The 21,805-nt window shown below is 61.0% G+C and carries 21 protein-coding genes and 2 pseudogenes; 10 read left to right on the top strand and 13 right to left on the bottom strand.

Annotated features, from left to right (window positions below; all coding sequences use genetic code 11):
* The first annotated feature begins 24 nt into the window (after positions 1-24).
* From ACRHIG_RS10195 to ACRHIG_RS10180, 4 genes are read left to right on the top strand one after another with little or no spacing between them, the layout of a single operon-like run.
* On the top strand, positions 25-1,392 hold the full coding sequence (locus ACRHIG_RS10195; protein ID WP_475416841.1) for a TadA family conjugal transfer-associated ATPase: 1,368 nt from the start codon (positions 25-27) through the stop codon (positions 1,390-1,392).
* Positions 1,393-1,402: 10 nt separating this feature from the next.
* Entirely contained in the window at positions 1,403-2,377 is a 975-nt protein-coding gene (locus tag ACRHIG_RS10190; RefSeq protein WP_489630092.1) for a type II secretion system F family protein, read from the top strand.
* 19 nt (positions 2,378-2,396) lie between these two features.
* Positions 2,397-3,347, top strand: coding sequence for a type II secretion system F family protein (locus tag ACRHIG_RS10185; RefSeq protein ID WP_489630091.1), 951 nt, complete (start codon positions 2,397-2,399; stop codon positions 3,345-3,347).
* A gap of 13 nt (positions 3,348-3,360) precedes the next feature.
* The gene (locus ACRHIG_RS10180) at positions 3,361-4,395 is read left to right on the top strand and encodes a LytR C-terminal domain-containing protein (RefSeq protein ID WP_489630090.1); all 1,035 of its coding nucleotides are present in this window, start codon (positions 3,361-3,363) and stop codon (positions 4,393-4,395) included.
* Between the two features lie 8 nt (positions 4,396-4,403).
* Here ACRHIG_RS10180 and ACRHIG_RS10175 read toward each other — a convergent pair whose 3' ends face one another.
* From ACRHIG_RS10175 to edd, 3 genes and pseudogenes are all read right to left on the bottom strand, one after another.
* Positions 4,404-4,883: a Rhs element Vgr protein gene (locus ACRHIG_RS10175; protein WP_489630089.1), complete on the bottom strand. Its 480-nt coding sequence runs from the start codon at positions 4,881-4,883 to the stop codon at positions 4,404-4,406.
* Between the two features lie 94 nt (positions 4,884-4,977).
* On the bottom strand, positions 4,978-5,607 hold the full coding sequence (gene eda, locus ACRHIG_RS10170; protein WP_489630088.1) for a bifunctional 4-hydroxy-2-oxoglutarate aldolase/2-dehydro-3-deoxy-phosphogluconate aldolase: 630 nt from the start codon (positions 5,605-5,607) through the stop codon (positions 4,978-4,980).
* A 3-nt stretch (positions 5,608-5,610) separates the two neighbouring features.
* A pseudogene (gene edd / locus ACRHIG_RS10165) lies at positions 5,611-7,523 on the bottom strand (phosphogluconate dehydratase).
* A 334-nt stretch (positions 7,524-7,857) separates the two neighbouring features.
* Between edd and pgi the strand changes: the two are divergent.
* Both pgi and ACRHIG_RS10155 read left to right on the top strand, forming a co-directional pair.
* Positions 7,858-9,521 (top strand): annotated as a pseudogene (gene pgi / locus ACRHIG_RS10160) (glucose-6-phosphate isomerase).
* A gap of 10 nt (positions 9,522-9,531) precedes the next feature.
* A complete protein-coding gene (locus tag ACRHIG_RS10155; protein WP_489630087.1) occupies positions 9,532-10,428 on the top strand; it encodes an SMP-30/gluconolactonase/LRE family protein in 897 nt (298 codons plus the stop codon).
* A gap of 170 nt (positions 10,429-10,598) precedes the next feature.
* Here ACRHIG_RS10155 and ACRHIG_RS10150 read toward each other — a convergent pair whose 3' ends face one another.
* Entirely contained in the window at positions 10,599-11,552 is a 954-nt protein-coding gene (locus tag ACRHIG_RS10150; RefSeq protein ID WP_219136035.1) for a chemotaxis protein, read from the bottom strand.
* 172 nt (positions 11,553-11,724) lie between these two features.
* On the opposite strand from ACRHIG_RS10150, the gene ACRHIG_RS10145 reads away from it, so the two are divergent.
* The 3 genes from ACRHIG_RS10145 (at position 11,725) to ACRHIG_RS10135 (ending at position 14,572) form a co-directional block, all read left to right on the top strand.
* Positions 11,725-12,018, top strand: coding sequence for a hypothetical protein (locus tag ACRHIG_RS10145; protein WP_489630086.1), 294 nt, complete (start codon positions 11,725-11,727; stop codon positions 12,016-12,018).
* 96 nt (positions 12,019-12,114) lie between these two features.
* Complete coding sequence (zwf, locus tag ACRHIG_RS10140; protein WP_034750861.1) at positions 12,115-13,587, top strand: glucose-6-phosphate dehydrogenase; 1,473 nt, start codon at positions 12,115-12,117, stop codon at positions 13,585-13,587.
* Between the two features lie 130 nt (positions 13,588-13,717).
* The gene (locus tag ACRHIG_RS10135; RefSeq protein WP_034750862.1) at positions 13,718-14,572 is read left to right on the top strand and encodes an SIS domain-containing protein; all 855 of its coding nucleotides are present in this window, start codon (positions 13,718-13,720) and stop codon (positions 14,570-14,572) included.
* A gap of 143 nt (positions 14,573-14,715) precedes the next feature.
* On the opposite strand, the gene ACRHIG_RS10130 is transcribed toward ACRHIG_RS10135, so the two are convergent.
* From ACRHIG_RS10130 to ACRHIG_RS10120, 3 genes are all read right to left on the bottom strand, one after another.
* Positions 14,716-14,988 (bottom strand): DUF3304 domain-containing protein, encoded by a 273-nt coding sequence (locus ACRHIG_RS10130; RefSeq protein ID WP_489630085.1) that lies wholly within the window; start codon positions 14,986-14,988, stop codon positions 14,716-14,718.
* A 288-nt stretch (positions 14,989-15,276) separates the two neighbouring features.
* A complete protein-coding gene (locus ACRHIG_RS10125) occupies positions 15,277-15,546 on the bottom strand; it encodes a DUF3304 domain-containing protein (RefSeq protein WP_489630084.1) in 270 nt (89 codons plus the stop codon).
* Between the two features lie 332 nt (positions 15,547-15,878).
* Complete coding sequence (locus tag ACRHIG_RS10120) at positions 15,879-16,148, bottom strand: DUF3304 domain-containing protein (protein WP_489630083.1); 270 nt, start codon at positions 16,146-16,148, stop codon at positions 15,879-15,881.
* A 59-nt stretch (positions 16,149-16,207) separates the two neighbouring features.
* Between ACRHIG_RS10120 and ACRHIG_RS10115 the strand changes: the two genes are divergently transcribed.
* Positions 16,208-16,375: a hypothetical protein gene (locus ACRHIG_RS10115; RefSeq protein ID WP_489630082.1), complete on the top strand. Its 168-nt coding sequence runs from the start codon at positions 16,208-16,210 to the stop codon at positions 16,373-16,375.
* Here the strand turns inward: ACRHIG_RS10115 and ACRHIG_RS10110 are convergent.
* The 6 genes from ACRHIG_RS10110 to ACRHIG_RS10085 are packed head-to-tail and all read right to left on the bottom strand — an operon-like array spanning position 16,372 to position 21,767.
* Positions 16,372-16,899 carry a hypothetical protein gene (locus ACRHIG_RS10110; protein WP_475416866.1) on the bottom strand — a complete coding sequence of 176 codons (528 nt, stop codon included), beginning with the start codon at positions 16,897-16,899 and terminating at the stop codon, positions 16,372-16,374. The genes ACRHIG_RS10115 and ACRHIG_RS10110 overlap by 4 nt on opposite strands.
* 13 nt (positions 16,900-16,912) lie before the next feature.
* Positions 16,913-18,814 (bottom strand): T6SS phospholipase effector Tle1-like catalytic domain-containing protein, encoded by a 1,902-nt coding sequence (locus ACRHIG_RS10105; protein ID WP_489630081.1) that lies wholly within the window; start codon positions 18,812-18,814, stop codon positions 16,913-16,915.
* On the bottom strand, positions 18,811-19,011 hold the full coding sequence (locus ACRHIG_RS10100; RefSeq protein WP_230505628.1) for a hypothetical protein: 201 nt from the start codon (positions 19,009-19,011) through the stop codon (positions 18,811-18,813). Before ACRHIG_RS10100 ends, ACRHIG_RS10105 begins: the two co-directional genes overlap by 4 nt.
* The gene (locus ACRHIG_RS10095) at positions 19,008-19,646 is read right to left on the bottom strand and encodes a DUF3304 domain-containing protein (protein ID WP_489630080.1); all 639 of its coding nucleotides are present in this window, start codon (positions 19,644-19,646) and stop codon (positions 19,008-19,010) included. The genes ACRHIG_RS10100 and ACRHIG_RS10095 overlap by 4 nt, the downstream gene beginning before the upstream one ends.
* Positions 19,647-19,695: 49 nt before the next feature.
* Positions 19,696-20,205, bottom strand: coding sequence for a hypothetical protein (locus tag ACRHIG_RS10090; protein ID WP_489630079.1), 510 nt, complete (start codon positions 20,203-20,205; stop codon positions 19,696-19,698).
* Positions 20,190-21,767, bottom strand: coding sequence for a phospholipase effector Tle1 domain-containing protein (locus tag ACRHIG_RS10085; RefSeq protein WP_489630078.1), 1,578 nt, complete (start codon positions 21,765-21,767; stop codon positions 20,190-20,192). Before ACRHIG_RS10085 ends, ACRHIG_RS10090 begins: the two co-directional genes overlap by 16 nt.
* Positions 21,768-21,805 lie beyond the last annotated feature (38 nt).

Raw genomic sequence — 21,805 nt, 5'->3', positions numbered from 1 at the left:
CGCCCCACTCACCGGAGACCGACCATGACTGCCGAAAAACTCACCCTGCGGGACCGCCTGGGCTATGCCCAGGATGACGCCAGCCTGAATGACGATGCCGCGCACCAGGGCGCATCGAGCCACAGCTACCAGCAACTCAAGCACCGCACCCACCAGGCGCTGCTCGACCGCGTCGACCTGGAGGGCATGCAGCGCCTGTCGCGCGAGCAGATCCGCGAAGAGCTGAAAATCCTCGTCAGCGAGGTGCTCACGGAAGACAACGTGGTGATCAACGAGCTGGAACGGCGCTCGCTGATCCGCGATATCCAGGACGAGGTGCTCGGCTTCGGCCCGCTCGAACCGCTGCTGGCCGATCCCGGCGTGTCCGATATCCTCGTCAACACCTACCGCCAGGTGTATGTCGAGCGCCATGGCCGCCTGGAGCTGAGCGACGTCTGCTTCACCGACGACGCGCATTTGATGAAGATCATCGACAAGATCGTCTCGCGCGTGGGCCGGCGCATCGATGAATCGAGCCCCATGGTCGATGCGCGCCTGCCCGACGGTTCGCGCGTGAACGCCATCATCCCGCCGCTGGCCATCGACGGCCCCGTGATGTCGATCCGGCGCTTCTCGGCCCAGCCCCTGCGCCTGGCCGACCTGCTGCTCAAGCACAGCCTGACGGAGGAAATGAGCACCACCCTGCAGGCGCTGGGCAAGGCCAAGGTCAACATCCTGATCTCGGGCGGCACGGGCAGCGGCAAGACCACCATGCTCAATGCGATTTCCGGCTTCATCAGCACGGCCGAACGCATCGTCACCATCGAGGACGCGGCCGAACTGCAGATGCAGCAGCCGCACGTGGTACGCCTGGAAACGCGGCCCGCGAACATCGAGGGCAAGGGCGAGGTGACGCAGCGGGCGCTGGTGCGCAACGCGCTGCGCATGCGCCCCGACCGCATCATCCTGGGCGAGGTGCGCGGCGCCGAGGCGCTCGACATGCTGGGCGCCATGAACACGGGCCACGAAGGCTCGATGGCCACCATCCACGCCAACACCCCGCGCGACGCGCTGACGCGGCTGGAAAACATGATCAGCATGGCTTCCGCGGCCCTGCCCGTGAAAGCCATGCGCCAGCAGATCAGTTCGGCCATCAGCGTGGTGGTGCAGGTGTCGCGCCTGACGGACGGCAAGCGCAAGGTCACGTCGATCCAGGAAATCACGGGCATGGAGGGCGAGATGATCACCATGCAGGAAATCTTCACCTTCCGCCAGACGGGCATCGGCGAGGACGGCACGGTGCAGGGGCATTTCCATGCCAGCGGCGTGCGGCCGCGTTTCCTGGAACGCCTGCGCGCCTTCGGCATCAGCCTGCCGGAAACCCTGTTCGATCCCGCCCGCCAGTACCATTAAGGGGAGCATCATGGACTATCTCTATTACGTATTCGCCATCCTCACCTTCATCGCCGTGGTGCTGCTGATCGAGGGCATATACCTGGCGTGGAACACCTCGCGCGGCCCGGAAGCGGAAAGGGTGGCGCGCCGCCTGCGCATCATGTCGGCCGGCGCGCATGGCGACACGGGCAGCTCGATGATCAAGAAGCGCCTGCTGAGCGATACCCCGGCCCTGCAGCGCGTGCTGCTCAGCGTGCCCCGCGTGCATGCGCTCGACCGCCTGCTGGAACAGTCGGGCCTGAGCTGGAGCGTGGCCAGCTTCGCCGGCGTGATGCTGGCCACGGCCGGCGCCGCGTTTTTACTGCTCAGCTACTTCGGCCTGCCGTGGATGCTGCGCCTGCCGCTGGTGGCCGGCGCGGCCCTGCTGCCGCTGCTGGTGGTCTTGCGCGCCAAGGCCAAGCGCCTGCAGCGCATCGAGCAGCAATTGCCCGATGCGCTGGACCTGATGGCGCGCGCCCTGCGCGCCGGCCACGCCTTTCCCACCGCCCTGAAAATGGTCGGCGATGAGATGAACGCGCCGCTGGCCGTGGAATTTCGCGCCACCTTCGACGAGGTCAATTTCGGCATCGCCATGCAGGATGCCCTGATGAACCTGGCCACGCGCGTGCCCAGCACGGACTTGCGCTATTTCGTCATCGCCGTGCTGATCCAGCGCGAAACAGGCGGCAACCTGGCCGAACTGCTCGACGGCATCAGCCGCATCATCCGCGAACGCATCAAGCTGCTGGGTCAGGTACGCGTGCTGTCGGCCGAAGGCAGGCTGTCGGCCTGGATCCTGTCGCTGCTGCCCTTCGGCGCGGCGGCCATGATCCACCTGACCAATCCGCAGTTCCTGGAAATGCTGTTCGTCGACCCGGGCGGACGCAAGATGCTCGCCGGCGCCCTGGTGATGATGGCGTGCGGCGTCCTGGTCATGCGCAATATCATCCGCATCCGCGTCTGAGCCCGCAAGGAGAACCCTCATGAATCCCGTGCATATCGCCTTTCTCGCCCTGCTCTTCATCGCCGTCTTCGGCACCGTGCTGGTGGCCATGCGCAGCTTTGCCCCCGATCCCTTGCGCCAGCGCATGGACAACGCCACCGGCAAGAGCGCGGCGGCGCCTGGCGCATCCTCGGCGCCCAGCCCCTGGCTGGCGCGCATGGTACGCCTGAGCGGCCCGCTGGCCAAACTGTCGCTGCCCGACCAGGGCTGGGAAGGCTCCGTGATGCGCCGGCGCTTCATGAATGCCGGCCTGCGCCAGGCGTCCGCGCCCATCCTGTTCTTTTCCGCCAAGACCATGCTGGCCATCGGCCTGCCCCTGCTGCTGTTCCTGGGACTGAGCGCCTCGGGCAGCCAGATGGCGGGCAAGGCATTGCTGTTCTGGCTGCTGATCGTGGCCGCCGTCGGCTACTACCTGCCCAATATTGTGCTGGCGCAAATGATCAAGCGGCGCCAGCGCGATATCTTCGAAAGCTTTCCCGACGCGCTGGATTTGATGACGGTGTGCGTGGAAGCGGGCCTGGCCATGGATGCGGCGCTGGCCCGGGTAGCGGCCGAGATCGCCCTGAAAAGCGCCGTGCTGGCCGAGGAATTGCATCTGGTGATGCTGGAACTGCGCGCCGGCAACACCAAGGAGCGGGCGCTGCGCAACCTGGCCCTGCGCACGGGCGTCGAGGATGTCGATGCGCTGGTGGCCATGCTGATCCAGGCCGAGCGCTTCGGCACCAGCATCGCCGCCTCACTGCGCGTGCAGTCGGACCAGCTGCGCACCAAGCGCCGCCAGATGGCCGAGGAAGAAGCGGCGAAGATCGCCCTCAAGCTGCTGTTCCCGCTGATCTTTTTCATCTTCCCTTCGCTGCTGGTCGTCCTGATGGGGCCAGCCTTCCTGCAAATCTACCGCGTGCTCCTGCCCAGCATGAGCAGCGGCAGCTGACCGGAGAACCGCCATGTCACAGCACACCACCCTGATGCTCATGCTCGCCTGCGCCGGCCTGCTGCCCGCCTGCGGCCACCTGCCCGGCCCCGCCAGCCAGCACAGCCAGGCCAATCACGCCGCGCCGCCCCAGGCGCGCAGCGATGACAGCCCCGCCGCCCGCAGCGCCGCGTTCTGCAAGCTGGGCAAGCGCATGCAGGAGCTGGGCGACCCGCGCGCGGCGATGGCGGCGTATCGCGAAGCGATGCTGCTGACACCCGATTCGGCCGACGCGCGCAATGGCGCCGCCGTGCTGCACGCGCAGCTGGGCCAGCTGGAAACGGCCCGCGCCATGCTGCAGACGCTGGCGCAAGAGGCGCCGACAGCCAGGACCTACAACAACCTCGGCTATGTGCTGTACCTGCAGGGAGAGTATGCCCAGGCGGCGGCCGTGCTGCGCCAGTCGCTGCAGCTCGACAACGGCCAGCAGCCGGCGCGCGCCAACCTGGACCTGGCCATCGCGGCGCTGGCGCGCAGCATCGGCACCGTCGACGTCACCGCGCAAGCCATCGCGCCCGACCTGGCGCCGGCGCCCGCGCCAACGGCCCCGTCCAGCCGTTTGCAGCTGACGCGGTTGCAGCCGAATATCTTCGCGCTAAGCTGGCGCGACGCCCCCGTGGCGGTGCACGCGGCCGTGCCGGTCCCGGCAAAACCGGTGGTGCCGCTAGCACCGGCGGCGCCCCTGCCACGGCTGGAAGTCATCAACGGCAATGGAGAAACGGGGATGGCGGCGCGCATGCGCGGCATGCTGGGCGGCATGGGCATCAGCGTGCTGCGGCTGGGCAACCAGCGGCCGTACGGCGTCCAGGCCAGCAGCATCGTCTACCGTCCCGGCCATGCGCAGGCGGCCGCCGCCCTGGCGCTGGCCTTGGGCGGCATGCCGCAGCTGCAGGCGGCGGACGGCAGCGGCATCGGCGCGGGCGCCGACCTGCGTTTATTGCTGGGCAAGGATGCGGCGGCCAGCCTGCGCGCGCCGGACGTGCGCCTGGCATCGAACCTGGCGCAGTAACGGCGGCATCAGCGCGGCAGCAAGCGGCGGTCGGCGGGGTCGATCAGGAAGCCTTGCAGGATATCCTGCAGCTGCGGCAGCTTCGCCACGTAGGCGGGAATGCCCAGCTGGCGCGCGCCGAAGTAGTGGGCGATGATGTCGCCCTGCTGTTCCATGTTGAAATCGGACAGGACGCCGCCCGCCTGCGCATCGTAGCGGTAGGCGCGCTGGGCAATGTAGCCGCCGCGCAGCGCCAGCAGCACGCCATGCAGCAGCACGCCGTAGCCGAGCTGGTACTGCCACACGTGCACCATTTCGTGGATGAAGAACAGCTTGCCGCTGTTGCCTTCGCGGGAAAAGTCGTCGCGGTACTGGGCCGGCATGAAATGCAGGCTGCCGCGCGGCGTCATGGCCGTGTTCTGGTCCTGCAAGCCGAACGGCAGAAAGGAGCCGCGCACGACGCGCACGCGCGCGTAGTCGATGGCGCCCTGGAAGACGCTGCGGGCCATGGCGGTTTCGCCGATGGTGAGGGGCGGCGCAAGACTCGCATAAGAAGAAGAGAAGAAAGCGCGGCAAGCGTAAAGCCTGCCGCGCCAGTACCGCTTAAGCCAATCGAAGACCGCTGGCAGCCTTGGCGATTTCCGTGATGCGGTCCCAGTTGCCGGCCGCGATCGCGTCTTTCGGCGTCAGCCACGAGCCGCCCACGCAGGCGACGTTCTTGCATGCCAGGAACTGCGACGCCGTCTCTTGCGAGATGCCGCCCGTCGGGCAGAACGTGATGTCCGGCAGCGGGCCGTAGATGGCGTTGAGCATGCCGATGCCGCCCGCCGGCACGGCCGGGAACAGTTTCAGCTGCTGGAAGCCGTTTTCACGCGCCGCCATCACTTCGCCTGGCGTCATCACGCCTGGCAGCAAGGGCAGGCCGCTGCTCTTCGCCGCCGCCACCAGGGCCGACGTCAAGCCCGGCGAGACGCCGAAGACGGCGCCCGCATCGCGTGCCTGGGCGAATTCCTCGGGACGGGTCAAGGTACCGACGCCGACGATGGCGCCCGGCACGGCCGACATGGCGCGGATCGCTTCGAGGCCGTGCCGGGTGCGCAGGGTCACTTCCAGCACGCGGATGCCGCCCGCCACCAGCGCGCGCGCCAGCGGTACGGCGTGTTCAGGATCGTCGATCGCAATCACGGGGATCACGCTCGAGGTGCGCATAATTTCCAGTAGTGTCATGGTCATCTCTTATTTCCTAGCCAAAAAGTCTTCATCGGAACCCGGTACGGTATCGCCGACATTGTCGGCGTCGTGCAAGGCGACGGTGGTGGGGATCGGCGACGGCAGGCCGAAGGTGGTGGCACCCTCTTCCGCCGCGCTGACGGTGGAACGGAACATGGAAAACAGCTCGCGGCCCATGCCGACGTGGTTCGGCGACAGGTCGGCCGTGACCAGCGCACGCGCGTGCCAGACGTCGGCCGGCACCAGCGCCTCCAGTACGCCCGTGAAGGCGTCGAGGCGGATGATGTCGCCGTCGCGCACGAGGCCCAGCGGGCCGCCGGCGAGGATTTCAGGCGAGACGTGGATGGCGGCCGGCACCTTGCCCGACGCGCCCGACATGCGGCCATCGGTGACCAGCGCCACGTGGCGGCCCGCATCCTGCAGGTTGGCCAGCGCCGGGGTCAGCGCATGCAGTTCCGGCATGCCGTTGGCGCGCGGGCCTGGAAGCGCAGCACGGCGACGAAGTCGCGGTCCAGCGATCCCGCCTTGTAGGCGGCCATGAAGTCTTCCTGCGAATTGAAGACCAGCGCCGGCGCTTCCACCGTGCGGTGCTGCGGCTTGACGGCCGAGACCTTCATCACGGCGCGGCCCAGGTTGCCCGCCACCAGGACCATGCCGCCGTCCGGCGCGAATGGATTGCTGGCCGGGCGCAGCACGTTCTCGTCGGCGCTGGCGGCCGGCGCATCTTTCCAGAAGACCTTGCCGTCTTCGCCGAGGAACGGTTCCATGCAGTGCGCGCGCAAGCCGTGGCCGAGGATGGTGTTGACGTCTTCATGCAGCAAGCCCGCGTCCAGCAGTTCGCGGATCAGATAACCGGTGCCGCCGGCCGCGTGGAAATGGTTCACGTCGGCGTCGCCGTTCGGGTAGATGCGCGTGAGCATCGGCACGATGGCCGACAGTTCATTGAAATCGTTCCAGTCGATGACGATGCCGGCCGCCTTGGCGATAGCCACCAGGTGCAGGGTGTGGTTGGTCGAACCGCCCGTGGCCAGCAAGCCCACGACGGCGTTGACGATACATTTCTCGTCGACGATATGGCCGACCGGCAAGTAGCTGCCGCTTTGCGCCGTGATGACGGCGGCGCGCTGGGCCGCGGCCTTGGTCAGCGCATCGCGCAGCGGCGTGTTCGGCGTGATGAAGGCGGCGCCCGGCAAGTGCAGACCCATCACTTCCATCAGCATCTGGTTGCTGTTCGCGGTACCGTAGAAGGTACAGGTGCCGGCGCCGTGGTAGGCTTTCGATTCGCCTTCGAGCAAGTCTTCGCGCGTGGCCTTGCCTTGCGCATACAGCTGGCGCACCTTGGCTTTTTCCTGGTTCGACAAGCCCGACGTCATCGGGCCGGCCGGCACGAAGACGGCCGGCAAGTGGCCGAAGTGCAGCGCGCCGATCAGCAGGCCCGGCACGATCTTGTCGCATACGCCCAGGTACAGGGCCGCATCGAACATATTGTGCGACAGCGCCACGGCCGTCGACATGGCGATGGTGTCGCGCGAGAACAGCGACAGCTCCATGCCTGGCTGGCCTTGCGTCACGCCATCGCACATGGCGGGCACGCCGCCGGCGAACTGGGCGACGGCGCCCACTTCGCGCACGGCTTGCTTGATGATCTGCGGGAAGCCTTCGAAGGGCTGGTGCGCCGACAGCATGTCGTTATACGAGGACACGATGGCCACGGACGGCTTCTTGTATTCCTTCAGCGACAGCTTGTCGTTGGCGGGAAAGGCGGCAAAGCCGTGCGCCAGGTTGGTGCACGACAGGGCGCCGCGCTGCACGCCCTGGATGCGGGCCGCATCCAGATGCGCCAGATAGGCGCCGCGCGATGGCCGGCTGCGCGCGATGATGCGCGCTGTTACGGATTCGACTACTGGATGCAGCGCCATATGGATTTCCTTAAAAATGAGTATTTCGTGAAATTTTACTACAAAATGGTCGCGCAGAAGCACTCTTGCCGTGGCCAATGGCGAAAATAATCCATTTTTCCACGACCTTTCAAGGCAAAACAACAGCGTGCCACGTCCACTCGTCTTGCTTGCCTATCTATTGCAGCACGGATAAAACGCTGAAAAAACGCTGAAAATGCCATGCGCCTGCACAAACTGTAGTGAAATTACGTTTTTCTGATGTATTATTCCCATACTAACGCCGGAACCGCTGTTCGCCACCACGAACGCGCCGCGCTCCTTTCAACCGAGACACGCACCCAAGCCGACCGCCATGCGCCAGCCAGCACCTACTCCTGCCATCACCGCCACCGCCAGTTTCCAGTCCCTGCAAGCGCATAGCGCCAGCCTGCGCGAAGTGCATCTGCGCCAGCTGTTCGCCGCCGACCCCGCCCGCTTTTCCAGCATGACGGTCGATGCGGCCGGCCTGCTGCTCGATTACTCGAAGAACCGGGTCGACGCCACCGCCATGGCGCTGCTGATGGACCTGGCCCGCGAGCGCGGCGTGGAAGCGCAGCGCGAAGCCATGTTTATTGGCGAGAAAATCAATCTTACCGAACATCGGGCCGTTCTGCATACCGCCTTGCGCGCGCCGCGCGGCACCAGGCTGGTGGTCGATGGCCAGGATATCGATGCCGACGTACAAGATGTATTGCAGCGAATGAAAGCGTTCACGGACAAGGTGCGCAATGGCAGCTGGCTCGGCTACACGGGCAAGCCGATCTGCGACATCGTCAACATCGGCATCGGCGGCTCGGACCTGGGCCCGAAGATGGCGTGCCTGGCGCTGCGCTCGTATGCCAACCCGGGCCTGGAAATGCACTTCGTTTCCAACGTCGACGGCCACGACATGGAAGCGACCCTGTCGAAAGTCGATCCGGAAACCACCCTGTTCATCGTGGCATCGAAAACTTTTGTTACGGCGGAAACCATGCTCAACGCCAACACGGCGCGCGCCTGGTTCCTGCTCGAAGGCGAAGAAAAGGATCTGGCGCAACACTTCGTGGCTGTCTCGACCAACACGCAAGCCATCGTCGATTTCGGCATTTCACCGGAAAACATGTTCCCGTTCTGGGATTGGGTCGGCGGCCGCTATTCCGTCTGGTCGTCGATCGGCCTGGCCGTGGCGCTGTCCGTGGGCTTCGAATACTTCAGCGATTTCCTCGCCGGCGCGCATGCGATGGACCAGCACTTCCGCCAGGCCCCCTGGAAGACAACATGCCCGTGGTGCTGGCCATGGTCGGCTTCTGGAACCGCCAGTTCCTCGACTGCGGCTCCGTTTCCATCGCCCCCTACCACCAGGACCTGAGCCGCTTTGCCGCCTATTTGCAACAGCTGGATATGGAAAGCAACGGCAAGCGCGTCACCAAGGATGGCCAGCCGGTAGATGTGCCCACCGGTCCCGTCATCTGGGGCGATTGCGGCACGAATGCCCAGCATGCGTATTTCCAGCTGCTGCACCAGGGCACGGACATCACGCCCATCGACTTCATCGCCGCCCTGCGCGCCACGCACGATTTGCCCGGCCACCACGACGCCCTGCTGGCCAACTGCTTCGCCCAGTCGGAAGCCTTCATGACGGGCAAGACAGGCGCGGAAGTGCGCCTTGACCTGCAGGCGCAGGGCTTGCCGGAAAGCGAGATCGAGGCGCTGGTGCCGCACAAGACTTTCCCTGGCAACCGCCCCAGCAACACCATCTTGATGGACCAGCTGACCCCGACCACCCTGGGCGCCCTGATCGCGCTGTACGAACACAAGACCTTCGTGCAGGGCGTCTTGTGGAACGTCAACAGTTTCGACCAGTGGGGCGTGGAACTGGGCAAGGTACTGGCGAAGAAAATCCAGGCCGAACTGACGGGTGAAGCCCGTCCCGACCACCACGACAGCTCGACCAATGGCTTGATTGCCCTGGCTAAAGCAGCAAAAGCCGCATATTAAAAAGAGATAGATGAATATTTACGAAATCAAGGTAGTCAGCGACAAACCCATGCAAGTGGGCGAATGCCCGCTCTGGCATGGCAAGGAAGCGGCCCTGTACTGGGTCGACATCGATGGCCGCGCCGTGCACCGGCTGCACCCGGCCAGCGGCAAGCATGCGCAGTGGAACATGCCGACGGAACCGTCGGCGCTGGCCATCAATGCCGGAGGCGGCCTGATCGTCGCCCTGCGCAGCGGCTTCGCCCACCTGGACACGAAGACGGGCAGCCTGGCGGAAATCGCCCCGGCGCCGTTCGACATGGCCACCACGCGCTTCAACGATGGCAAGGTCGATCCGGCCGGCCGCTTCTGGGTCGGCACGATATTCGAGCCGCGCAACGCCGATGCGGCGGAAATGTTCGTGCTGGAAAAGGGCAATGTGCGCAAGGTGTGGTCGGGCGGCATGACCGTGTCGAACGGCCTGGGCTTTTCCCCTGACAAGCGCACCATGTACCACGCGGATACCACCACGCACCGCATCGACCGCTTCGACTTCGACACGGCCACGGGAGCCATTTCCGCGCCGCAGCCGTTCCAGCGTTTTTCCACGGACAAGAAAGCGTTTGATTACGGCGGACGCCCCGATGGCGCGGCCGTCGACAGCGAAGGCAATTACTGGTCGGCCATGTTTGAAGGCGGCAAGATCTTGCGCTTCGCGCCCGATGGCCATTTGCTGGGCGAAATTACCGTGCCCGTGCGCTGCCCCACCATGGTGACGTTCGGCGGCCCCGACCTGCGCACCCTGTACATCACCAGCGCCAGCCACAACCGCTCGGCAGCAGAAATCGCCGACTACCCGTTGACGGGCCACGTACTGTCCGTGCGCGTGGACGTGGCGGGCCAGCCGGAACACCTATATCAGGCGTAATCGTTTCAAACATGAAAAAGCGCCGGCACCTGCAAGGGTCCGGCGCTTTTTTACGCTCACGTAGGTCGGATTAGCGGGGCAAGGCCCCGCGTAATCCGACAACAGTGTTGGCCATGGTGGCGTCGGATTACGCGGCGTACGCCGCTAATCCGACCTACAGTTGCTTCAGCTTACCGCGCCAATACCTTGCGTATCGTCTCGGCCAATTCCGCCGCCACAAACTTGGCCACATAACCATCGGCGCCCACGCCCTTGACGTGGTCTTCGTTGGTCGAGCCCGTCAGCGACGAGTGGATCACCACGGGGATGTTGGAGAAGCGGCCATCGTTCTTGATGTTGCGCGTCAAGGTAAAACCGTCCATTTCCGGCATTTCCAGATCGGTCAGCACCAGCGCGACCTTGTCTTTCGCCGTCTTGCCTTCCGTGGCCGCCTGGGCCGAGATCGCTTGCAGGCGTTCCCACGCTTCCTTGCCCGTCTTGGTCATGATGAAGGGCACGCCCATCGCTTCGAGGCCCTTTTCGATCAGCGAGCGGGCCAGCGAGGAATCGTCGGCCGCGAGGATCACGGCGCCGGCCGGCAAGCGTACTTGCGGGCCGATGCTGTTCTCGTCCACGTCCGGGTCGCCCGACGGCAGCACGTTGCGCAGGATTTGCTCCACGTCCAGCACTTGCGCCAGGCGCGTCTTGTCCGTGTCGCCATCGAGGCGGGCGATGCTGGTGACGAGGCCGCCGCCGACGCTCGATTCGGCCGACAGCACCTGGTTCCATTCGAGGCGCACGATTTCATCGACCTCTTCCACGGCAAACGCCTGTGTCGAGCGGGCGAACTCCGTCACCATCAGGATCTTCAAGCCGCTGCTCTTGCAGCCGACCGCCATCGGCAAGTCGATCACGGGCACGATCTGGCCGCGGATATTGACCACGCCCAGCATGTGCGGGTGCGAGCCAGCCACCGCCGTGATGGCCGGCATTTCCATGATTTCACGGACTTTGAACACATTGATGCCGAACAGTTCGCGGCTGGTCGAGTGATCACTGGTGCCCAGCTTGAACAGGAACAGTTCGAATTTGTTATTGCCTGTCAGGCTGGTGCGTTCATCGACATCTTGCTGCATTGAATTCATTGTGTCCCCTTGAGCCGTCTTGTAAAGTTAAGTCGCCTGCCCCTGATGCTGCGGGCAGTGCGGACTGCACGTCGCATGGACGTCGGATGGCGGGTTCGGGGCATGGCCGGCGCTAACGGTGCAGTGTATATCGTACAATTTCTTACAACCAATAGTTGCTATCGATTCGAGCTTGAATTATACGGTTTTTTACTTTCCTCAAAGCTACTTTACGCTGCCAACGGCGATCCTGACAGCATTTCTTGATTTGCTTGTTGCTACAGCGCAAATGATGACGGAAGGAATCGAAAATTTCCCTGGCAACCATGGTTGCTTTGCAAAGCTGACAACAAGCACGGCGCTGCGCCAGTGCCGGCGAACGGCATATAATGGCCATGCCGATATCGCTATCGTGCATACGGGGCAAAATCGCGACGGCAGCGGAGGAAATGTAGTAAAATTTCTTGCAATTGCTTGTTCTACGTAGTAAATTTACACCATCGATTATAGTAGCGACAGACTGGCACTTCCGGTCGGCTTTCTCCCCGCTCCGGCCCTTTTACTTTTGCGACGACACTCACTTATGGCACTTACCGATTTTGACCTGGTCCTGTTTGGCGGCAGCGGCGATTTAGCAATGCGCAAGTTGTTGCCGGCAATGTATGCGCGCGACGTCGCGAACGATTTGCCGCCGACGGCGCGCATCATCTGTGTGGGCCGCCAGGACAGCGGCCAGGACGCCTTCCTGAAGATGGTGGAGACCAATTCGCGCCCCCACATCAAGGCCAGCACCCTGAACGCCGCCACCTGGAGCAAATTCTGCGCGCGCATCGTGTACGTGTCGCTCAACGCCAGCGATGCGGCCACGTACGCGCCGCTGGTCGAAGCGCTGCGCGGCGATGCCGACCTGACGCGCGTGTACTACCTGGCCACGCCGCCGCACCTGTTCGCCTTGATCTGCGACAACCTCGAAGACAACGGCCTGGTCACGCCGAATTCGCGCGTGGTGCTGGAAAAGCCGCTGGGCCGCGACCTGGCCAGCGCCAAGCAGATCAATGCCGAAGTGGGCAAGGTCTTCCAGGAATCGCAGATCTACCGTATCGACCATTACCTGGGCAAGGAAACCGTGCAGAACTTGCTGGCCCTGCGCTTCGGCAACATCCTGTTCGAACCGCTGTGGCGCCGCGAATGGATTTCCGACGTGCAGATCACCATCGCTGAAAAGCTGGGCGTGGGCAACCGCATGGGTTACTACGACACCTCGGGCGCGCTGCGCGACATGCTGCAAAACCACTTGCTGCAGTTGCTGTGCATCGTCGCCATGGAACCGCCGACCTCGATCGCGCCGGACGCCGTGCGCGATGAAAAGCTGCAAGTGTTGCGCTCGCTGAAAAAATTCACGCCGACCACCCTGGCACAGAACATCGTGCGCGGCCAGTACCGCGCCGGCCACGTCGACGGTGCCACCGTGCCGAGCTACCGCGACGAGCCCGATGCGCCGGAACATTCGCGCACCGAAACCTTCGTTGCGCTGAAGGCGGAAATCGACACCTGGCGCTGGGCCGGCGTGCCGTTCTACCTGCGCACGGGCAAACGCATGGCCGACAGCCTGGCCGAGATCGTCGTGCGCTTCAAGCAAATTCCGCATTCGATCTTCAACCAGCCCACGTCGAGCTTCCAGCCGAACTGCCTGGTGATCCGCTTGCAGCCGGACGAAGGCTTGCGCATGAACCTGATGGCGAAAACCCCGGGGGACGGCATGCGCTTGAAACCGGCGGAACTGGAACTCGATTTCCGCGAATCGTTCAAGACCCCGCGCATGGACGCCTACGAGCGTTTGCTGCTCGACGTCCTGCGCGGCCAGCTGACCCTGTTCATGCGCGGCGACGAGCTGGAAGCGGCCTGGGAATGGGTCGAGCCGATTCTCGACAACTGGGAACAGAACGACAGCGCACCGATTCCTTACACGGCCGGCACCTGGGGCCCCGCGGCCGCCAGCGCCCTGATCGGCCGAGATGGCTTGCAATGGCGTGAAGAAGCCTTGCCAGAGGACTGAAGCCGTTAAGATTTGGCTTAACCCTGAACGGCGAAATGCTGGGGTCGGCCCCTGAGGGTCCGACCCCGGAACTTTGCTTTTGGGGTGAAAAGGACGCAAACTTACGGCATTACTGCCAGAAGATCAATCAATGCTACTCGATTCCATCCGCACCCAGCTCGATTCGCTCTCCAAGTCGGAGAAGAAGGTCGCGCTGGCCGTGCTTGACCAGCCCAACCAGACGGTCAGCCAGAACATCACGGCGCTGGCGAAAAGCGCGCAGGTGTCGGAACCGACCGTGGTGCGCTTTTGCCGCACCCTGGGCTATGACGGCTGGCATGAATTCAAGCTGAAACTGGCGCAGGGCCTGGCCCTGGCCATGCCGGGCGCGAACGAGCAGCCGGCGCAGGACGACCTGGCGGCCGACCTGGTAAATAAGATCTGCAGCCGCTCGATCAACACCCTGCTCGACCTGCGCAACAACCTGAACCCGGAAGCGATCCAGCGCGCGCTCGACATCCTGTCGCGCGCCAGCAAAATCGAATTCTATGGCCAGGGCACGTCGGGCATCGTGGCGGCCGACGCGCAGCACAAGTTCTTCCGCTCGGGTGTGCCGACGGTGGCCTACAGCGACCCGAACATCCACAGCATCGCGGCGGCCCTGCTGCGCGGCGGCGACTGCCTGGTGGCCATCTCGCAGCGCGGCAACAGCCCCGCCCTGGTCCGCTCCGTGAAACTGGCGCGCCGCGGCGGCGCCGACGTCGTCGTGCTGGCCCCATCGGGCACGCCGCTGGCCGACCTGGCCACCGTGCTGATCCCGATCGACCTGGTCTTCAACACCGACCCCTACACCCCGATTTCCGCCCGCCTGGCCTACCTGGTCGTGATCGACGTGCTGGCAGTGGGCCTGGCCCTGCAGCGCGGGCCGGAATTCCGCAAGAAGATGCAAAATGCACAAAAGGCGCTGCAGGAATTCGACATGCAATTCGATTCCTTCATCGGCTGATCCTCCATCGGCGCCAGCCACGCCGGAGCCGTTCCTTATCCGAACATCTCCATTGGATCAGGATGTCTCTTCCTTGATCTCACATGGGGAACCGGTACCCGCGGCAGCCTTTGCATCGCAAGACCGTCCCATCATCCGTGTCTCTAAGAATTGGGATCCTTTGGTTTCCCATGGTGACGTATCGGATGAGTTTTGCTACCTCCTCCTGCATTGGACACAACCACTCTCACCTCGTCGCTGGGGAAAAAGTGCATATAGATATCTCCCGGCTCATCGTATTTTTCCACTTCCACCATTTTTTCTTTGACAACATCGGTATGCCCTTCAGGCATATTCCATCGCACCAGCACCATCATTCCCGGATACCATACCCGCGGGATGGATGCGCAGCAAACTTCGGCTCCCCCGCTCCCCACCTGGCCATATTGGCTCCTCCCGCCCCATCAACCGATGCGGAATAAATATACTTCCCCGTATGGTTGACAATACCCACCTGCGCCGTCGCGGTAGGGCTTGGGCCGGCCTCATCAACCTGCCTGGCCTTGAGGGCGCAGCCGCTCAGCAGCAAGGCCGTGCCAAGATACATAATCCATTTCATAATTTTCATTTTATAAACTAACTTTTATTTAATTGATCAAGCGGCGATGGCTAAAGAAAAATCGACGGGAAACGGCGCGGAATTAGGAGTTTCACTGATCATAATATCAAGGGATATTGGCAGGTTTTCCGGAATGAAGAATAGGATGAATTTTGCTAGGCCCTCCAGAATTTGACACAACCACTCTCACCTCGTCATTCTCAAAAAAATGCATATAAATATCTCCTGGTCTATCATATTTTTCAACCTCCACCATTTTTTCTTTGACAATATGCGTATGTTCTTCCGGCATATCCCATCGCACCCGGACCATCATTCCCGGATACCACACACGAGGAATGGATGTGCAGCAAATATTGGCAAGCCCCGCCCCCATCTGGCCATATTTCCCCCTCCCGCCCCATCAACCGATGCGGAATAAATATACTTCCCCGTATGATTGACAATACCCACCTGCGCCGTCGCGGTAGTCCTTGGACCGGCTTCATCAACCTGCCTGGCCTTGAGGGCACAGCCACTCAATAGCAAGGCAGTGCCAAGATACATAATCCATTTCATCATTTTCACCTTATAGAAAATGCTACGTCATTTCTCACTTTACCGCCACATAGGGCAATAGAACACACAGAACTCCCACGCGTCGTAGATGGTTTAAGAAAAGAATCGACGGGAAACGGCTCGGAATTAGGAGTTTCACTGATCATAATATCAAGGGATATTGGCAGGTTTTCCGGAATGAAGAATGGGATGATTCTTACTATCGCCGTCCACATTTGACACAACCACTCTCACTTCGTCATTGGGAAAAAAATGCATATAGATATCTCCGGGCCTATCATATTTTTCCACTTCCACCATTTTTTCTTTGACAATATGCGTATGTTCTTCTGGCATATCCCATCGCACCCGGACCATCATTCCCGGATACCATACCCGCGGGATGGATGCGCAGCAAACTTCGGCTCCCCCGCTCCCCACCTGGCCATATTGGCCCCTCCCGCCCCATCAACCGATGCGGAATAAATATACTTCCCCGTATGATTGACAATACCCACCTGCGCCGTCGCGGTAGGGCTTGGGCCGGCCTCATCAACCTGCCTGGCCTTGAGGGCGCAGCCGCTCAGCAGCAAGGCCGTGCCAAGATACATAATCCATTTCATCATTTTTCCTTTTATCAAAGTAAGCAGTCGAAGAAACAAGGCTAGGCAGCCGAGCGCGCCTGCCAGAAATCGTTGGGCAGCGTGTCGAGCTCGGACAGGTAATTCGCCCCCTGGCGCGTGCGCCGCAACAGGCTGGCCATCGCAGGATGCAAGGTAAAATCGTCGGCCAGCATCAAGGCCAGGGCGCTGAAATGCTGACGCTGGCCTGCCGCCTCGATGCCGCTGGCGCTTGCCACTAGTAAATGCCGCGCCACGCGCGCGTGGCACTCGGCTGGGGTGCCGGAATGAAACAGGTCCGGCTGCACATCATGCAGATTGGCCAGGATGGCGTCGGCTTCGGCGATATCCACCAGGGCGGCAAAGGCGGTGTCGCCGAGGGGGAATTTATCAAATTCCGCAGAGGCGGGCTTGGCCTCTGCCGTGCCCTGCCAACTGACCAACGAACCATCGCGCCGCAGCGACCACCAGCGGTAGATGGGGCTCAGCAAATGCGCAGACTGCGTTTCAGTCAAGGCTGCCAGCAGGGCCGGCAATATGCGCGTATCGGCCCAGCGCACGGGTAGCTCCATGACTTAGCTTGCCTTACACCGTCTTCGCTTGCTCCACCGCATCGGCAGATCTGTGCTGGGCCATCGCGATACCGCGCTGTTCCTTGTGCAAAACAGGCTGCATACCCGCATACTGAGCGCCCGACGGCTTGAAGCTATCCGATCCCATGTAAATCCGCCGGAAACGCAAGTAGCCACCGCCCATGAGTTTGCTCTCGCGTCCGCCCTTATCCGGCTCGATCGCATCCATTTCATTTTCGGTGCCTTTGACCGCTTTGTATCGCAGCAATTGCTCTTTTTCAGCCTTGCTCAAATTATAGGGATTGGGTTTACCAGGGTCGGCATCCTGTCCGCTCTCCCAGTCACGGGCTCGCTCTTCCTGCGCCAAAAGCAATTCCAGCGCATACCACAAGTCGGGAATGTCTTTCCCCAGCGGTTTGAACCACGCGCGCGAGTCATGTACGAACTGTTCAAAAAAATTGCTTACTTCGGCAGGTAGCGCCGGTTTGTCCCAAAATTCGGCGATAGGTTTCCATTCGGGATTACGGGGTTGCCCTCTACTGTTGCTCGTGCGCTGGTCGATGCGCCACTTCTCAAAGCTAGCAACCTCTTCCTCCAGCTCTTTGTCCGCCATCGTGAGATCAGTAAAATCGAATTTCCCGCTTTTATAGCTTGTTGCCAGATTCTTGACATTCGGCAAATCTCCCATCTTGCCTAGCACTTTCTTGCGCCACTGTATGTACAGCATGTGCTGGAATTCCATGACCCTATGGAGCCGCAATGATGGCTCAGCTCCTTGCTGCGCATGGCAAAAGCCGATATACGCATTGAAGGTGGCTATTGTGCGCGGATCGATGCGAAAGGCCCGCTTCGTCTTTTCACTGGCCTCTTCCAGCTTCAGCGGCACCCCGGCCACGCGCGCCGCCCGGTACATCGTGGCCAACGTAATGCGCGACATCAAGTCGCCTCCGCTTGGATCTGTACCGCGCCCTTGTTCTTGCGGCAAATAGCCGCCTCCGATGTCCGAGTGAACGCCAGGAAAAACAATTTCCGTGCAATTGGCGGGAATATTGCCCAGGTGAGCAACGGAGTCCAAGGGAAAAGACCGGCGCACTTCATGCGCCGAGACCAGATGCAGGCACTTGCTTGGCCCCGGTGCCGTGGGTATTTTGAGCGACACTTCGGTGTCGGCCCAGCCACCATGTCCGTCCACCACCACGTTCAGGAGGGGTGCTGAAGCCGCCAAGCCAACCGAAGCGACGGTATCGAACAGGCCCATAAAGTCAAACGTCACCTCAATAGTGCCAAGACTCAGCTCGCGTTTGGCTCCCTTGCTAGCGGTCAGTTGCGCATCGAGCTTGCATAACCAGATAAACCAGTTGGCAAACGCGCGCGCTTCGGCCGCGCCGCGTGAAAAACCGAACATCGACACGAAAATATTGATCACCGTGCCTTTCTCTGCGTCTTTCCCCGGCGCCCCAACCGGCACAAATGGCCGCAAATTGCTGTGCAGCTTTTGCACTGCTTGCGTAAAAGCGCTCACCAGCGCCGGTGAAGGCTGCACTTTGCTGGGCAAGCTGAGCGTATTGAAGTCCTTTTTAAACGTCTTATCATCCACCAAGGGGGTATCGGTATAATATTTGTGTACATTATTGAGTGCTTCCACCAATGCCCAGATGATGCGATTCTCGCCCTTGTAGGCGAAGGCCAGGCCGCGTGCCCGGTCGCTGGTGAGGACGCTAAATCCCTCGCCCGTATCGCCAACCTCGTCGAAGCGTGTACCGACCCCGGGGACGTAGGTGCGAAAGTAACTTTTGTGATATTTTGTTTCCAGGTCCGGCCAGGCCTCGCTGCCATGCGTATCTTTACCGCCGGGAAATGCACTATACAAACGCGCCACATTGCTGTGCGAGTGAAACGGCACATCCCGCTTCATATTATTGTTGGTGCCGTCGAAGAAGAAACCGAAAAACAGATTCGCATCGCATGAGGGGGAAAGCCTGGGTCAGGGCATTCACGAGCTTTGGCAGATTTAACAATTTCTTTCATCTCACCAATTCCGTCAAAAAAACGGTCATGATCAGACGGGTCAATTTTTTCAATGGAATAAATTTTTGACAAGAAGGCAGTCATGGATTTCCTTCCAGACTTTGGATGAGCTTTCTTTGGAATTCAATTATTTCTTGAGTCTCCTTTATGTCATCAACTGACATAACATTGACGTCACGCAACAATGTCCTTTCCAGCGTAAGTAATGTCGCTTTTTCCCTCTTCAATTTCTGCCTACGGCGCTCGTCCCGATACTCCTTCGTCGGCACCGGATACCCCTTGATTTTCCCCGGCCACTCCGGTCGGCTCGGTCCATAATGCGACACCACGGCCCCCACGCTGCCATCTTCATAGACGATCAGCCAGATATCGCCCGCCTTCCCATCCGGATACGGGGGAACACTGACCGTCGCGCGATGAAAGGTCGGGTCGGGGGACAGCTGATAGACCACCACCACCTTCAAATCCGCATGCCACTTTTCCGGCACGCTGAAACAGCATATCGATCCGCCCTGCCCGTATGGACGGATCGAATCGCCACCGCCGCCGCTGTTCGTATTGCCCGGATTTTCAACCGCGATGTAATCGACTTCGCGCGAAGAATAATTCAGCGCCTGAATGCTCGCGGCCATGGCGACACCGGGTAAACATGCGACCAGCAAGAGGCATCGCCATAATTGTTGCTTGAGTAACATCATCATGATTTCATCGCTATCCATAAAACCGGCGGATGAGTCCACCCTGCTTCAGCCGCGATGAAGTCACGCCCTATGCGAGCGCATTGATCCGCGCTGCAGAGCGCTGCTGCGCCAGGTAAATCTCTTCATCGAGTCTGGCTTGCGCAATATCCTGTGTTAAGTTTTCGCTCCACACCAATTCTTCGGGTGCATCTTTCGCCTGGATGCCGGCCGTCGGCATGCGCTGCAGCTCGTTTTCGTGCACGCTTTTCCGGAAGAAGCCGCTTTGCGGGTAATAGCCTCGGCGCAAGATATAGCCGCCACCCTCGCGCCGTGTATAGGTTTGCGTGGTGATCAGCCTGCTACGCATGTCGGCGCTGTCGGCATCCGTACGGATAGGATATGGAGTGCCATACTGCACTTCCTTGACCAGCGCTTCCTCTTCCGGCGTCAATGCTTCACCATTCTTCTGTTTCAGTTGCGCGGCTTCGGTCTTTCGGCTGAGCTCATATACGCGTTTATAAAAGCCGTCTTTAGGCGGTTTATTGGCGAACGAGGCGATCCTGGCCCGCTTGTCGTATTCCGTCACTTCGCCAGCCATATAAAAGCCGGCCAGGGAATCATGCACATAGTCGTCAAAAAACGCATCACTTCGGGCGGCAGCGGTTTGGGGTGATCGAATATGCCGAGCGCAAATTCTTCCCATTTGTCCAAGGGCGTGTGATTTTGGGCCCGATAATATTGCCAGTGGTTGATGCGCGCAATATCCCGGGCGCTGAACGGCTGGCCCTCATCGCCGTGGCGGAAGGCTTTGCGCGCGCGCAGCGCTTCCAGATCGCCTGCCAGCAAGCGGTTGTAGGATCCCAGATCCTCCCGCTCCTGCGCGCTGGCCGCCTTGAAGCTGGCCGTGGCTTCCAGGGTCTTGACGCGCACGGCGCGCCAGCGGTAATACAGTTGCATATGCTTGCTCAGCAAAGCACCTTGCTCTCCCAGCTCGGCGGTATATGCTTCCCAGGCGCTGGCAAGCTCTTGACTGACCTGGAAGTCATCTTGTACCGTTACATCCAATTCACTGAAAGGTTTCAAAGGCACGCCCTTGAGGCGCGCCTCCTTGAACATGTGCGCCAGCGGGATTTGCGACAGTAAGGCCGCTTGTCCGCCACGTCCCTTTCCCTGCTCCCCCGGACCATAGCCACCTCCCACGTCGGAGTGCACGCCAGGAAAATATATTTCCTTGATATTCCCTTCCAAGCGCGTAACGGGAAAATTCATGCGCTGCTCATGCGTGGCAATACAATGCAGGCCGGCCTGGACACAGGCCGGCAACGGCTTGAGCAATTCATTGGCCCAGGCCCAATGGCCATCGAACATCGCGCCAGGCGCGATCGTGGTTTTCGCCACCGACCCCGAACTGCCCACGGTTGCCACCGTGTCGAAGACGCCAAGAAAATCGATGCGGGCCGGAATACCGGCAAACTTCTGCACCTCACCTTCGCGTGGCGTGAGCAAATCGGCAAACAGCTGGCAAAACGCCACCGCCTCGGCAGCTCCCCGCGAAAAACCGAACACGGACAGGGTCAGCGATGGAATATGCGGTTTCGGTTGTGCCGCCATCGCCGCTTGGAGTTTTTCGATATGGGGAACGAACCAGTCAGAATGCGTCATGAAACGCTCTCTTCCGGTTAGGGGGTGAGGTGCTTTATCGTGGCCTACGGCATTATCATAGATGCGGGCAAGTCGGCCAGCTTCATCTGATTCGTACAATAACTTTCCGCCAATAGTCCGATGAACTGCATTCACGACTTGCAGCAAGCCCCATATAATCCGGGGTTGCCCGCCTTTGGCAAATGCCTTGCCTTCATCCGATTCGGTTAGCTCTCCGATTTCTTTAAACGGAGTACCTACGCCTGGAATATAGTTTGAATAATATCCGCTCTGTTGTTTGTCATTCGGATATGTTAGAAAAAGGCGCGCCACATTACTGTGACTGGCATCTTCCGGCTTGAGTGGAATCTTAGTAATAGCAATGGGGACTTTCGTTTTTGCATCAATTACACCTGTACGCAAGCCGTTGCGATCCCGTTCCAGATTATTGTTCGTGCCGTCAAAAAAAGTCCCACATGTACAGCTATGCTGCATGGTGCGTCTGATGTCGCGCTGCATGCAACTTGAGCGATTTTTGACTGTTCACTCGTGCCTGG

This window comes from Janthinobacterium sp. C22, assembly GCF_057919405.1.
The sequence above is the reverse complement of the archived record's forward strand: the minus strand, read 5'-3'. Positions and strand labels throughout refer to the sequence as shown.